The sequence below is a fragment of the Pseudoxanthomonas sp. UTMC 1351 genome (genome assembly GCF_040948865.1).
GTDB lineage: Bacteria > Pseudomonadota > Gammaproteobacteria > Xanthomonadales > Xanthomonadaceae > Pseudoxanthomonas_A.
Genome location: NZ_JAVGJT010000052.1, coordinates 1 through 12,485, shown reverse-complemented (window position 1 = coordinate 12,485; position 12,485 = coordinate 1). Strand labels below are relative to the sequence as shown.

General features: G+C 60.9%; 12 protein-coding genes. 3 read left to right on the top strand and 9 right to left on the bottom strand.

The window, feature by feature from the left end; translation table 11 throughout:
- Positions 1 to 200: 200 nt before the first annotated feature.
- The 5 genes from AB6O04_RS20280 to AB6O04_RS20260 form a co-directional block, all read right to left on the bottom strand.
- Positions 201 to 812, bottom strand: coding sequence for a DUF1120 domain-containing protein (locus AB6O04_RS20280; RefSeq protein WP_368566228.1), 612 nt, complete (start codon positions 810 to 812; stop codon positions 201 to 203).
- Positions 809 to 1,372: a hypothetical protein gene (locus AB6O04_RS20275; protein ID WP_368566227.1), complete on the bottom strand. Its 564-nt coding sequence runs from the start codon at positions 1,370 to 1,372 to the stop codon at positions 809 to 811. Before AB6O04_RS20275 ends, AB6O04_RS20280 begins: the two co-directional genes overlap by 4 nt.
- Positions 1,369 to 3,867 (bottom strand): fimbria/pilus outer membrane usher protein, encoded by a 2,499-nt coding sequence (locus AB6O04_RS20270; protein ID WP_368566226.1) that lies wholly within the window; start codon positions 3,865 to 3,867, stop codon positions 1,369 to 1,371. The genes AB6O04_RS20275 and AB6O04_RS20270 overlap by 4 nt, the downstream gene beginning before the upstream one ends.
- 34 nt (positions 3,868 to 3,901) lie before the next feature.
- Entirely contained in the window at positions 3,902 to 4,618 is a 717-nt protein-coding gene (locus tag AB6O04_RS20265) for a fimbria/pilus chaperone family protein (protein WP_368566225.1), read from the bottom strand.
- A 152-nt stretch (positions 4,619 to 4,770) separates the two neighbouring features.
- Positions 4,771 to 5,427, bottom strand: coding sequence for a DUF1120 domain-containing protein (locus tag AB6O04_RS20260; RefSeq protein ID WP_368566224.1), 657 nt, complete (start codon positions 5,425 to 5,427; stop codon positions 4,771 to 4,773).
- 334 nt (positions 5,428 to 5,761) lie between these two features.
- Between AB6O04_RS20260 and AB6O04_RS20255 the strand changes: the two genes are divergently transcribed.
- Entirely contained in the window at positions 5,762 to 5,941 is a 180-nt protein-coding gene (locus AB6O04_RS20255) for a hypothetical protein (protein WP_368566222.1), read from the top strand.
- Here the strand turns inward: AB6O04_RS20255 and AB6O04_RS20250 are convergent.
- The 3 genes from AB6O04_RS20250 to AB6O04_RS20240 form a co-directional block, all read right to left on the bottom strand.
- Positions 5,932 to 6,561: a DUF1120 domain-containing protein gene (locus tag AB6O04_RS20250; RefSeq protein ID WP_368566221.1), complete on the bottom strand. Its 630-nt coding sequence runs from the start codon at positions 6,559 to 6,561 to the stop codon at positions 5,932 to 5,934. The two genes, AB6O04_RS20255 and AB6O04_RS20250, sit on opposite strands and share 10 nt — an antisense overlap.
- 240 nt (positions 6,562 to 6,801) lie before the next feature.
- Positions 6,802 to 7,431, bottom strand: coding sequence for a DUF1120 domain-containing protein (locus AB6O04_RS20245; protein ID WP_368566219.1), 630 nt, complete (start codon positions 7,429 to 7,431; stop codon positions 6,802 to 6,804).
- Between the two features lie 115 nt (positions 7,432 to 7,546).
- Entirely contained in the window at positions 7,547 to 8,203 is a 657-nt protein-coding gene (locus AB6O04_RS20240; RefSeq protein ID WP_368566218.1) for a DUF1120 domain-containing protein, read from the bottom strand.
- Positions 8,204 to 8,960: 757 nt separating this feature from the next.
- On the opposite strand from AB6O04_RS20240, the gene AB6O04_RS20235 reads away from it, so the two are divergent.
- Complete coding sequence (locus AB6O04_RS20235) at positions 8,961 to 9,491, top strand: cysteine hydrolase family protein (protein ID WP_368566217.1); 531 nt, start codon at positions 8,961 to 8,963, stop codon at positions 9,489 to 9,491.
- Between the two features lie 571 nt (positions 9,492 to 10,062).
- Here AB6O04_RS20235 and AB6O04_RS20230 read toward each other — a convergent pair.
- Positions 10,063 to 10,935, bottom strand: coding sequence for an ion transporter (locus tag AB6O04_RS20230; RefSeq protein WP_368566216.1), 873 nt, complete (start codon positions 10,933 to 10,935; stop codon positions 10,063 to 10,065).
- 81 nt (positions 10,936 to 11,016) lie between these two features.
- Between AB6O04_RS20230 and AB6O04_RS20225 the strand changes: the two genes are divergently transcribed.
- Positions 11,017 to 12,243, top strand: a complete 1,227-nt coding sequence (locus tag AB6O04_RS20225; RefSeq protein WP_368566215.1) for an acetylornithine transaminase — start codon at positions 11,017 to 11,019, stop codon at positions 12,241 to 12,243.
- The last annotated feature ends 242 nt before the right edge of the window (positions 12,244 to 12,485 follow it).

Below are 12,485 nucleotides of genomic sequence, written 5' to 3'. Positions count from 1 at the left end.
CGTCTCGGCGCGAGCTCTTCCTGTCAGGCCGCGATAGAAGCGAAAAGCTCCTCAACAACGAACCTGGTCAAAGCTCGCGCCGAGACGGCGCTCCTACAGAAGCATGAGCGTTTGCCTTTGTAGGAGCGGCGTCCCGCCGCGAGCTCTTTCCCAGCGATCAAAAGCTCGCGCCGAGACGGCGCTCCTACGACAACAACGCGCTAGAGGTAAATCACTTCAATCGTAGCCGAGCCATCCAGGTTGGCTGCTTCAGGAAGTTTGTCGCGGGGCGCGAGTTGCGCTTGTACCTGTAGTTCCGTGGTCACGCGCGAATGAGCGCCGGGAAGCGTCTTTCCCGGCAGAGCGAAACCGTACAGTACTCCGGAAGCGATCTCGGCGCTGTCTTCTTGCCAGAGCGCGCCATCGTCATCGCTGCGCAGGAGTGCCAGCGGCGATGCTTCCGAAAACGGCTGCAGGATCTTCGCTCGATAGGCGCCGACCGGCCGGTCATTACTTTCGCCCAAACTGAAATCCGGCGACCCGTCGCCCGCCGCACGATTGTCGATAAACCGCAGCGCGAAGTAGGTTGCCGCGTCGCAATCCACCGATAGCGTGATGGCCTTGGCCGAGAGCGCAGTCTGCGCCGTTCGGCTCAGCTGCGACGCGGGAATCTCGCCGTAGTCGATCGTTCCACCGCCGGAAAGGCTGGGCCGGCACGCGGACGGCGTTAGCGACAGCCGCAGCGAGAACTCGGCGTGGCGATTGTCGGCACGCGCCGGCCAGGACGACAACAGGCCTGCACATAGAAACGCAAGGGTGCCGATCTGCTTCATGGCGTCACCAGTTCGAAATAGCCCGTTTCGTGCCAAAGCGTTTCTTCGCGCAATGGAGCGATCGCTTTGATGCTGGGCTGCACCACGATGCGGGCGGAGAAGCGCTTACCGATCGCGGCCTGTCCGTCCCGCATCGGCATGACGCCATGATGCGGCTGCAATGCCTTCGCCATGTCCGCCTGCATCGGAGCATCGTCGCTGGCGCCAACCTGGCCTAGCATGACGGGTTCACCGTCTACGAGAGCTTGATCGACGTGCAACGTGAAATCGCCATCGCCGAAGCGGAAGCGCGTTTCGTCCGCGGCCACGCCGCGATAGAAGAACGCCATCGACGAGGGCTGATCGCAGACCGCCGTCAACATCACCTGCCGCGGCGGCAGCGGCGACGCATCACGGTGATAACGCTCCCCGATCAGTTCGGCTCGGGTGCGGCTGCCGTAATCCAGTTCGGATTCGCTGATCTGGAGCTGGCACTCGGCCGCCCACGCGGGCGCGACCAGTGCCGCCATTCCAAACAGTGAAAGCGCGAGCTGGGTGATTCGGCGACATGTATTTTTCATAGCGGTTCGCATCGCGCGTCTGCGGTCTCGTAGTACTGATCAGGGTCTGGCAGCTCGGGCAGGCGATACGACAGGGCGCAAGCCGCTCCTTCGGTGTCGTAGGAAGTGAAACGACCCTCCAGGTTGGCGCCTGCCAGGTAGACCTCGCCGTTCTTGCCGACGGCAGTGACGAACTCACCCGCGTCGTTGGCGACGACATTGCCCTTGGGCAAAGGCTGGCCGCTGCTGCCGAGCACTTGCAGCAGCACTCGGCGGTTCTGCGACAAGCCGAAATCCAGCCGGTGCACCGAGCCGCGTTTTGGCAGCAGATCGGCGGCAGCATTGTCGATGTCAATGTTGCGCGGAAGCGTCTTGGTGTCGACATCGACCTGGCTGCGCTGGAACGCGGGCAGCTGGGCGATCACCGCGCGTCCCCAAGCATCCGTCCACACGGTGCCGCCTGGCGTGTTGAGTTTGACGCCGGCCTGCGGCTTGCTCAGGCGAACAATGCCGAATGTGTCCTGGATTGGGTGCGGCGACAGGGTCGCACCGTCGCGATGGAATACCGCGCCACCGCGCAAACTGCCCGTGCGGAACTGTCCGCCGGAGCCGTACCGCGTGTAGCCCAGTCCTGCTTGAGCGTAGCGCGGCAGCCAATTGACGTTCGCCGACACATCTTGCGTCCCGCGCTGCGCATTGCGCTGCACAGATGCGCTGTAGCTCAGCTGGTCGTTGATTTGCGCGGCGTAGTTCGCGCCATAGCGGCGATTGCCGTCGCGATCGTTAGCGGTCAGGCGCAACCGGCTGCGACCCAAGGGGACACTTAGCGACGCGTAGATCGCATGGCGGTCCGACAACGATGAGGTATTCCGCGTGTTACCGAGGCTCCACTGCCCGTTGAGGTTGGCGGTGACACCGCCGAACTGCCGGCTCCACGAAAGCAGTGCGCGATCCTGGTAGTTGCCTCCCGCTTGCAGCGAACGGCTATAGCTGGTGGTAAACCGGCCGACCTTGGTGCCTCCCCAGCTCAGATGAGTCGTGAACTGGCGGCTGGCATGGGTGAGCGTATCGGCGTCATCGCTGCGGTAAAGGCTTTCCTGGAGTTCACGGTAACCGCCGCTGCGCTGCTGCAACGACGCACTCCACGAAAGTCCGGATCTGAGCATCCAACTGGCTGCCAAGCTGACTTGGTCGCCGCGGACGCGTGCCTGTCGCGAGTGCGCGCGTACGTGCCGCAGGCTGAAGTTCCAATCATCCACACGGCCATCCAGACCATAGCCGGCGGCTTGATAGCCTTGCGCACCCATCGCGCCGCCACTGAGTCGAACATCATCGCCCAACGCCCAACCGCGGGCTGCGCTCACCACCCAGGGCGTGACGCCGCCGTCGGCACTACGGTCGCCCCAGGGTTGCACCCGTCCCACGGCAAACGACAGGCCTTCCGAGGCTCGGCTGGGACGCAGCAGGGCCGCGGCGGGCACGGTGAATTGCCGCTGGCGGCCGTCCGCTTCCACTATGGTCACTTCCAACGGCAGGCCGTTCGACAAGGGGGGCAGATCACCCAATGCGAAAGGCCCCGGCGGCACCACGGTGCTGTAGAGCAGGGCGCCGTTTTGCCGTACTTCGACCCGCGCTTGCGATTCGGCGATGCCTTCCACCAGCGCCGCTCCCGGCGCGTTATCGATCAGTGCGGTTTCCGGCAGCACCTGCATGCCGATGATCTGCGCGCCGGAGAATACCGGGCTGTTGATGCTGAGTTGCCCCGCTTGCAGTATCTTGCGCTGGTTGACGAAGCTGCGTTGGGCATAGCTGTAGAGCGTGTCGAAACGGCTGGACGAGTCGCCGGAACTGAACGATTGGCGGCTGCGCACGATCCAGTCGCCAGCGTTGAAGCCCAGTTCGGTATTGGCCGCTAGCGACCGGCTCGACCCACTACCGAAACGGCTATCGCTGGCGGTTATGTCGTAGTTGAGCAAGGCGGCGACGCCGCCGCCGGCATAGTCGGGCAGCGGGTCCACGCGCGCGCTCAACGCATCGGTTGGCACCACCAATCCCACCACGGCCGTGGCTGGATCCAGTTCGAAGCCCGTCTGTGGCCAGGCCGTGACGAAATCGATGCAGTCTGCCCCAGCCACGGGAAGCGGGAACGAATCGGGCAGGCGCAGGCGTCCCTTATCGAGCAACGCGGCATCGAAGCACAGCTGCCCCTCTTCATCGAATCGCACGTCCAACTCGCCGCGTCGTTGGCCATTGACCGATAGCGATACCCGTTGCTTGCCGGCACCAAAGCGCGGCGCCTGGCGGAAGTACTCGGCTATCTTCGGGTCGATGCCGCGGCGTTGCAGAAATTCGGTATCGAACTCCAGATCGCGCGGCGCCTCAGGTGCTTCCGCTCCCTGGCCGATGTCCTCGGCATGAAGCGATTCGGCCGCGGCTTCGCGTCCCAGCACGAGCATCGTGGCCAGCCACAGTAGGCGCCGCTTCGGCGGCGCCGTTCCCACATCGGACCGCCGCATGATCAATCGCCTGGCCGGAGATCACGGACACGCATCACTCTGTTGCCGGTGTCGCGGCGGAGGTGATCTGGGCCTGATAGGCCGGCATCGCAAAACCGTACAAGGAGCCAGGCACAAACTCCACTGAGGTCGGTGCTGCGTCGGTTTCGATTGCAATTTTCTCGCCGGGGAGAATATAGGTGCGTGGAAACTCCGCGCCGGTGTCGCTGGGCAACAGACGCAGGTTCTGCGCCAGGCGCACCACGTAAGGACTGTCGTTGCGCACGGTCAACTTGCCATCGGCCAGCGTCCAAGCCAGCAGCTTCCAAGGCTCGCGTTCCAGCGGCAAGCCTTTGGGATGGATGATGACCGGCAGATTCTGGCGCACCGTCACCGCCACTTTCGAGCTCTTGCTGGGATCCTTGGGTTGGATTCCTTCGAAAGTCACTCGCTTGAGGCGTTGCGTTTTCAACGGCTCGCGGTTCTGCAGAATGAAGCGCACCAGCTGCGATTTGCCGGGCTCCACCCGCGTCACCGGCGGGGTGACGATCAGCAAGGACTCCTGATCCTCAGGCACATCCTCCAATGAGGAATATAGCAGTGCCGCGGTCTTGTCGTCGTTGCGCACCAGCAGGCTGGCCTCGCGCTCGGATTCGTGTACCAGCACCACCGTGGTGGCGGGGATCATGCCTTCCGCTTGTGCAGGGGCGGCGATCAAGATGGCCGCGCCCACCGCTAGGCCAGCGGCGAGTCTGTATATGAAATAGGTCATGGTCTAAAAGCGCTTTGGGTAAATGTGCTCACAGGCAAGCAGAAACCCGTCAACGGCGCCTGGCTTGGTAGAACACTGAAAAAGAGAGAGAGCTTGCGTCGACTCGGATAACGGCCCTGTGGGCCGTTATCCGTTAGCGCCACTGCTTTGATTTACAGGTACTTGATCTCGAAAGTGCTCGATCCGTCGAGCGCAATATCCCCTTCCCCGATTGGAGGCAGCTGGTTCCTGCTGCTGATAAGGGCTTGCACCTTGAAATTTAGTACCGCGTTTGTAGCGGCAGTCGGTGCCCACGGAGCCGCCTGCGCCGTTGTGAGGCCAACCCAATCGGTCGACTCGATCGCCAAGCCGAGTGGGCCGGTCGAATGGGTCCAGGTCAAACCCTTGTCGACGCTCAGCAAATTCCCTGCGGGGCTGCCGTCGGCTGTCGAGTCGTTCGAACGCACGGAGTAGGCTCCGATGGGGAACTTGGCGTCGCCCACGAATCCCAAACCACGGTATCCAGGATCGGTGCCTGGCAAGGCACTGTCGGCTTTGTTATCGATGATCTGCACGCCGAATTTGGTCGGAGCCGCACAGGCGACCGTGAGCTTCAGGTCTTTGGTCTCCAAAAGTAGCGGAAGAGCCTCATGGAGAGCCGAGCTCTGAATCTTGCCCCAATCGAGTTCCTCACTATCTAGCGTCGGCACGCAGGCCGAAGGGACGACCGAGCCGGTCACGGTGAGGTCAACGGATTCGCCCTCGGCCATGGCCGAAGTCGAGGCCACGATGAGCGCCACAGAAAGTAAGGCAGGTACAGCTTTCTTCATTTGTTTTCCTGATCTTATAAGGCTTACGAGATGAAGCCGGCTTGGACACACGGACGGACCTTAAGGAACCTCTGAATAATTGTCGTCGTCCCGCGAAGGCGGGGATCCCGCGACTTAAACCATTGAAAGCAAGGGCACTGGGTTCCCGCCTTCGCGGGAATGACGAGAAAAAGCCGAATTATTCAGACCTTCCTTAAGCGATCCGATTCTCCGGGGTGGGCTTGGAAAAGCCATCGAGTAAATCGGAAATTCTGCGAGTATCGAAAAATTCCGTTCTAGTCCGCATAGCTACTGGATCTACTGCAACTGGCCGTTACGGCGGTAATTGTGGGCAGTGGAAAATCCACTGCCCAGTGTTGCTCTGGCAATGAGCCAGTCGAAAAGCAAGCCGGTAAAAGAACGCCGGGACGGAAACGCACCGTGGCAGCGTCAAGTCGATGCCACGCCACGCGTCAAGCGCTTTTCAATCGATGGTGTCGCGTTGCTGAAAATTGGCTTCGGCACTTACAAGTAATAAACGACGAATGTGCTGGAGCCGCTGAGAGAGATATCGCCGCTGGGCAATGAACGTGGATTCAGAATGCCTGTCACCTCGGCGGTGAAGCTGAGCGACTTGAGTGGCGAAGGCGCCGTGTAGCCGGTTGCGCCGAACGAGAGAAACCGATCTGGTGAAATGGCGGAAGTCAGTGTCAGCCACGCGGGACTAGTGAACCCCCTGGTCACTGCAGCGGTGCTGTTGCCGTCAACCAATCCGGCGTTGTCCTTCACCTTGATCTGGTAGGCGCCGCTGATTGGCTGGCCGTCGATCAGCCCCAGGCCGCGCCAGCCATCTTGGGGTTTGAAGCTCCCTGGCAGGGTGTTGTGCTTGTTATCGACTATGTACAGGGCGACGGAAATCGGGCTCGCGCAGTTCACGCCTACGTCGATGGCCTTCATTGGCAGTTCCGTCGTTTCGTCCTCATGATTGATCGGAATCTGGCCCCAGTCCAAGTTGGGGGAACTGAGTGTCGGTGTGCACGCGCCTGGCGGAAGAGCTCTACCGGTGACAGTCAGTTCAACGCTTTCCTGGGCTGTCGCGGTGGAGGAAGCGAACGCGATCAAGGCGATCAGTGCAGTCTTCGAGAGTTGATTCATCTGATACTCGTGTTGTTGATGATGTGGCGAAGGAAAACGCCGGAATGGTGGGGGAGCGTACGTCGACAACTGCATTGGAGCGCAGTGGTTAGGACGTGATCTCCAGCATTAGGAAATGTCTGAGCACTTGTCGTCACCGGCCATGACGGGGATCCAGCAATGTCAATGCCCTATGAAGAAAAGAGGCTGGGTTCCCGCTTTCGCGGGAGTGACGAGAAAAATGACTTGCTCAGACTTTACTTAGAGGTATTGGATAATGAAGGTGCTTGATCCAGCTATCTCGAATTCTTCCAAGGGCAATTCGTTTCGCGGGCGGATCTCGCCGGTGACGTGGATCTCGAAGCTCAAGTCTTTGATGGCGGTCGGTGGGGCTTCACCACTGGTGAAGCCAATCAGATCTTCACTCCGGATCGAGTAATTGGAACCGCCATAGAAGGACAAGTACTTCCAGCTTTCACCATCGTCTCTGCTCAGACTTGTATTAACGCTCCCCCCATCGACTGGCAAATCACGATGGAGAGGGATTCTCATCGAGTAACCGCCGATGGCGATGTCATCCACCGGCGCAAAACCACGCGATCCCTGTGTGCTGGGCGCGCTGTCGGCTTTGTTGTCGGCAATCTGCAATGCAAAACGTGTCGGCGCATGGCAAGAAACGCCCACCGTCAGCGTTTTGCTTTGTAGCGATGTCGGAAGTTCCACCTGCAAAGGAACGTCGCCCCAGTCAAGCTTGGCCGCGCTGAGGCTTGGCGTGCATGCCCTCGGCACGGCTTTGCCGGTAACGGTGAGGTCGGTGGTTTCCTGGGCGATGGCGCCGGAGGATACGAGCGTTGTTAGACCCACTAACGCGATTTTTGAGAGATGATTCATTCTTACTCCACAGGTTGCGGTGTGTGATATCGCCGGCTCATAAGGCGGCAAAGAAGAAGCTGGATTGGTGTCGCCGCATGAAGGAGTGCGCTTCCAAGTCTCCATGCGCCTTGCCTTACAGGTATTTGATGGTGAATGTGCTGGAGCCGCTGATCTGGTAGTCGTTGGTCTGCGGCAGATCCTGCGGACGGATCAGGCCTTCGACATAACCATCGAAGACCACTTGGGTAACGGCAACCGGCGTGTAGCTGCCGGACACCAAGTCTCCAAACCCGGTGAGCCCGGCGGATAGCAGCGGGACCCCGGCGCCAATGGCGGAACGCGCGGCCCATGTTGCGCCGTCGTCCTGGCTGGCCAAGACCCGAAGTTCCGCGCCGTCCGATCCCACGCGGTCGCCTCGCACCTTCAACGCATAGCCACCAACGGGTACGTCGCCGTCGGCAAGATCGAAGCTACGGTAGCCGAAGTTGGCGTCCGTGAAGGGGAATTTGTTTGGCAGTGTGCCGGTTTTGTTGTCGCTGACCTCCAGAGCGAAGCGCGTCGGAAACGAGCAATCGATCTGCATCTTGAAGTCCTTGGCCGGGAGGACGATATCCGACTCCCCGCTGATGGAAATGGTGCCCCAGTCGATGGCGGCCGAGCTGAGCGTGGGTACGCATGACGAAGGCACAACTGTGCCGGTAACTGACAGGTTGACGCTTTCCTGAGCAACTGCGCCCGACGAGGCGAGGGCGACCAGCGTGGCCAAGGGGATTTTTGAAAGGTGATTCATTAATGCTCCGTTGTTATTGCGATTGCGGGAAAAGAATGATGTTGCGTGTCAGAAGAGGTGGATGGGAGAAGGTTGGATTCGGGTCGCAATGCAGATGAAGCAACTTTCGATATATCTCGACCCGTCCCGAGAAGGACAGCGGTGTTGTATGTGTACTGAGTGGTCGCTGGCCCAATCTCTTGTCGATCTTGTGAAAACTCCTTTCAACAGTGCGGATAGCGACCGAAGAGCCTGCGTATGGCTTGAGCCGTCGGCTATCGATATAAACCGAAAGTGGCTGACGTAAGCCCATCGGGCAGAGTCGGCACAACGGGTAACTGCAATAGGAGAGGCGGCTGTGGCTGCGTGCTTGCAGATGAGCCAGTCAATGGCGATGACCCTCCGCGACGGGTCATATATCGCGACGCAGGCATCACCTTCATAGAACAGGTGCTTAGGTGACGTGTTGATCGCAAGAGCCTTACGATCGGCGTATCACGTCTGTGTGGTTTGAAGCAGCATTGGGATCGCGTCTGATGGCGCCGGATGAAGCCAAGGCGCGCACGCGGCCTACCTTTCAGGTACGCGAATCCTTGTGTTGCGTGCATCCGCCATTCCTTAGGGAAGGCCGTCATCAGTCGCCATGCGGTCGCCGCCGGGGCAGCACATGCGTCCGATTTGCCTGTTGTTGCAAAAAAGCGGATGTCCCCCCCGAGTCCCTTGGCTTTCTATGCCGGATGCGGGAAGCTGGCCGCAGTCCTTTCCGCATAGGTGGCCGATGAGTCTTGCCCTGATCGTGATAGACGTCCAACGGGGGCTGTTCGATCCCGAGCCCCGCCCGGCGGAAGCCCACGAGGTAATCGCGCGCATCAACGCGTTGGCAGCGCGAGCGCGGGCAGCCGATGCGCCGGTGATCTTTGTGCAGCACGAGCGCTTGGGCGATCTGGAACCCGATTCTTCCGGCTGGGCGCTACAAGATCAGTTGCAGGTAGAACCCGGCGACCATCGCATCCGCAAGACCACGCCCGACTCATTCCTGCGCACCGGTCTTGACGAAGTGCTGGCGTTTTCCGGTGTTGATCAGGTGGTGATCTGCGGCTATGCCACCGAATTCTGTGTCGATACCACCACGCGTAGCGCTGCGGCTCATGGTTATGGCGTGATCCTTGTGACCGATGCGCACACCACCCACGACAAACCGCATGCCAGTGCGGCGCAGATTCGGGAACACCACAATGCCACGCTGCCGGCAATCACCAGCTTTGGTCCGGTGATACGTGCGCAGGCGGCGGCGGATATTGCGTTTTAGAGCTTTCGCTTTTGTAGGAGCGGCGTCCCGCCGCGAGCTCTTGCCGTCAGATCGCGATAAAGCCACGGGGTGTTCGCCATCCGGGCGCGCTGCGGCGCGTTTTTGATCGCGCGCGTCGAGGGGCTACCGGGGCGCGGAGCGGCGTCCCGCCGCGAGCTCTTTCCACGGCGGTTCGGATAAGAGCAGAGCTCGCGCCGAGACGGCGCTCCAGTGTCATGAGCGTTCTTGCAGCGTCATGGGCGTTTGCTTCCTACCGGGTCATGGCATTTGTAGGGTTTTTGCTGTTGTAGGAGCGGCGTCCCGCCGCGAGCTCTTTCCGCGGCGGTTCGGATACGAGCAGAGCTCGCGCCGAGACGGCGCTCCTACAGGGTCATGGGCATTTGCTTTTGTGGGGGCATCGTTTGTTCCGGGTGGTGAGGGATCGCATGATGTAGATGCGTTTGGTTGCCACGCCAAAAGCAAATCCCCCTCGATCCCCCTTTTACAAAGGGGGAGGTAAGCAAGAGCCTTTCCCGATTCCCGATTCCCGATTCCCGATTCCCGATTCCCGATTCCCGATTCCCGGCGTGGCTCAGCCCATTGAAGCCGGCAAGCGGCTACCGCAGTTGCGGCAGTGCAGTGCGTCGGGGTCGTGTCCTTCCAGTCCGCACTGCGGGCAATCGCGCCGGTCCAGATGCCCCGGTTCATGGCTGGCCTCGCGCAGACTGGTCACCAGTTCCGCGGTGTAGATCCCGGTAGGCACGGCGATGATGCTGTAGCCGATCAGGATCAGTATCGACGTCACCGCGCGCCCCAGTGTCGTCTGTGGCGCGATATCGCCAAAGCCCACGGTGGCCATGGTCACAATGGCCCAGTACATGCTGGTCGGGATGCTGGTGAAGCCGTGTTGCGGTCCTTCGATGAGGTACATCGCCGCGCCGAAGATCACTACCAGCGTCATTACCGCACTGAAGAAAATGAATATCTTGCGGCGGCTGCGCCATAGCGCACCCAGCAGCAGTCCGCTTTCCTCCACGTACTGGGTGAGCTTGAGGATGCGGAACAGCCGCAGGATGCGTAGCGCGCGCAGCACCAGCAGGCTTTGGCTGCCGGGTATCAGCAGCGAGAGGTAGGTCGGCAGGATCGAGAGCAGATCGATAATTCCCCAGCCACTCAACGCATAGCGCAACGGCTGGCGCACGGTCATCAGGCGCAGCACGTATTCCACGGTGAACAACAGGGTGAAGCCCCACTCGATGACGTAGAGCAGCTTGGCGTAACGCGCGTGGATACTGGCTACGCTGTCCAGCATCACCACCAGCACGCTGATAACGATGGCGGCTATCAACAACAGATCGAAGTTGCGCGACGGCGGGGTGTCATGGCGATAGATGATGTCGAACCAGCGGCGCCGCCAGCCGGTTTCCCGAGCAGGACTGAGCTGGCGTGGAGAAATGGGGTTCATGGTCGACCTCCTTGTCCGAATTGTGGCGCACCCGGCCTGATCGGCGACAATACCCGCCTTGTCCCGCTGCTTTCCACTGCCATGACCACTCCGACCACCGCCGATCTGCTGGCTGCCGGCCAGCGTTTCTACCTGCCGATCTATCGCCCGCGTGCGGTCATCCTGGAGCGCGGCCAGGGCGCGCGGGTCTGGGACAGCGACGGTCGCGAGTACATCGACCTGTCCGCCGGTATCGCGGTTTGCGGTTTGGGCCATAACGATCCGGACCTGGTAGCGGCGCTGACCGAGCAAGCCGGCAAGCTGTGGCATACCAGCAACGTCTTCTACAGCGAACCGCCGCTACGCTTGGCTGAGGAACTGGTGACCGCTTCGCGCTTCGCTTCCCGGGTGTTCCTGTGCAACTCCGGCGCGGAAGCCAATGAAGCGGCGATCAAGTTGATCCGCCGTTGGGCGACCTCGGAAGGACGCACGCCCGATCGCCGTGTCATCGTGACCTTCCGCGGCAGCTTCCACGGCCGCACGCTGGCGACAGTCACCGCCACTGCGCAGCCGAAATACCAGGAAGGTTATGAACCACTGCCTGGCGGCTTCCGCTACGTCGATTTCAACGACGTGACCCAGCTGGAAACTGCCATGGCCTCCAGCGACGTGGCGGCGGTGCTGGTGGAACCGGTGCAAGGCGAGGGCGGCGTGATGCCGGCAGCGTCAGGATTCCTGGCTGCGGTTCGCGAGCTGTGCGATCACCATGGCGCGTTGCTGGCGCTGGACGAAATCCAGTCCGGTATGGGGCGCACTGGAACGTTGTTCGCCCATTGGCAGGACGGCATCAAGCCGGACATCGTCACTCTGGCCAAGGCGCTGGGCGGCGGCTTTCCGATTGGCGCGATGCTGGCGGGGCCCAAAGTGGCGGACGTCATGCAGTTCGGTGCGCATGGCACCACCTTCGGCGGCAATCCCCTGGCCGCCGCGGTGGCCAGGGTCGCGTTGCGCAAGTTGTCCTCCCCACAGATCGCCAACAACGTGGCGCGCCAAGCCGCGGTGTTGCGCAAGGAACTGGATGCGATCAATAGCGAGTTGGGTTTGTTCTCGCAGGTGCGTGGGCGCGGGTTGATGCTGGGTGCGGTTTTGCAGCCGAAGTATGCGGGACGCGCCGGGGAGATACTCGATCATGCTGCCGCAGAAGGTTTGCTGTTGTTGCAGGCCGGGCCCGATGTGCTGCGCTTTGTGCCCGCCTTGAATATCTCCGATGAGGAAGTCGGCGAAGGACTGAAGCGTCTACGTGCCGCGTTGCGTACGTTTTCCGGCTAATTTTCTTGTTGTTGTTTATCTGGTAGGAGCGACATAGGGCGCGACCGGACAGTAAAAACCTGGACACGGATCAAGCCAGATAGAAGCGGATAAGGCTCTTCAAGTCTTATCCGCTTTTTTTGTTCCCTCTTTCTTCGTCTGTACTTGAGGGTGGCGGCTCACGCTGGCGGCACCGGTGACCTGTAGGAGCGCCGTCTCGGCGCGAGCTCTTCCTGCCATATCTGATAGAAGCGAAGAGCTCG

Bases quoted from the DNA above. Each gene is read 5' to 3' on its own strand.
- AB6O04_RS20280 (WP_368566228.1), bottom strand. From the start codon at position 812: ATGAAGCAGATCGGCACCCTTGCGTTTCTATGTGCAGGCCTGTTGTCG.
- AB6O04_RS20275 (WP_368566227.1), bottom strand. From the start codon at position 1,372: ATGAAAAATACATGTCGCCGAATCACCCAGCTCGCGCTTTCACTGTTT.
- AB6O04_RS20270 (WP_368566226.1), bottom strand. From the start codon at position 3,867: ATGCGGCGGTCCGATGTGGGAACGGCGCCGCCGAAGCGGCGCCTACTG.
- AB6O04_RS20265 (WP_368566225.1), bottom strand. From the start codon at position 4,618: ATGACCTATTTCATATACAGACTCGCCGCTGGCCTAGCGGTGGGCGCG.
- AB6O04_RS20260 (WP_368566224.1), bottom strand. From the start codon at position 5,427: ATGAAGAAAGCTGTACCTGCCTTACTTTCTGTGGCGCTCATCGTGGCC.
- AB6O04_RS20250 (WP_368566221.1), bottom strand. From the start codon at position 6,561: ATGAATCAACTCTCGAAGACTGCACTGATCGCCTTGATCGCGTTCGCT.
- AB6O04_RS20245 (WP_368566219.1), bottom strand. From the start codon at position 7,431: ATGAATCATCTCTCAAAAATCGCGTTAGTGGGTCTAACAACGCTCGTA.
- AB6O04_RS20240 (WP_368566218.1), bottom strand. From the start codon at position 8,203: ATGAATCACCTTTCAAAAATCCCCTTGGCCACGCTGGTCGCCCTCGCC.
- AB6O04_RS20235 (WP_368566217.1), top strand. From the start codon at position 8,961: ATGAGTCTTGCCCTGATCGTGATAGACGTCCAACGGGGGCTGTTCGAT.
- AB6O04_RS20230 (WP_368566216.1), bottom strand. From the start codon at position 10,935: ATGAACCCCATTTCTCCACGCCAGCTCAGTCCTGCTCGGGAAACCGGC.
- AB6O04_RS20225 (WP_368566215.1), top strand. From the start codon at position 11,017: ATGACCACTCCGACCACCGCCGATCTGCTGGCTGCCGGCCAGCGTTTC.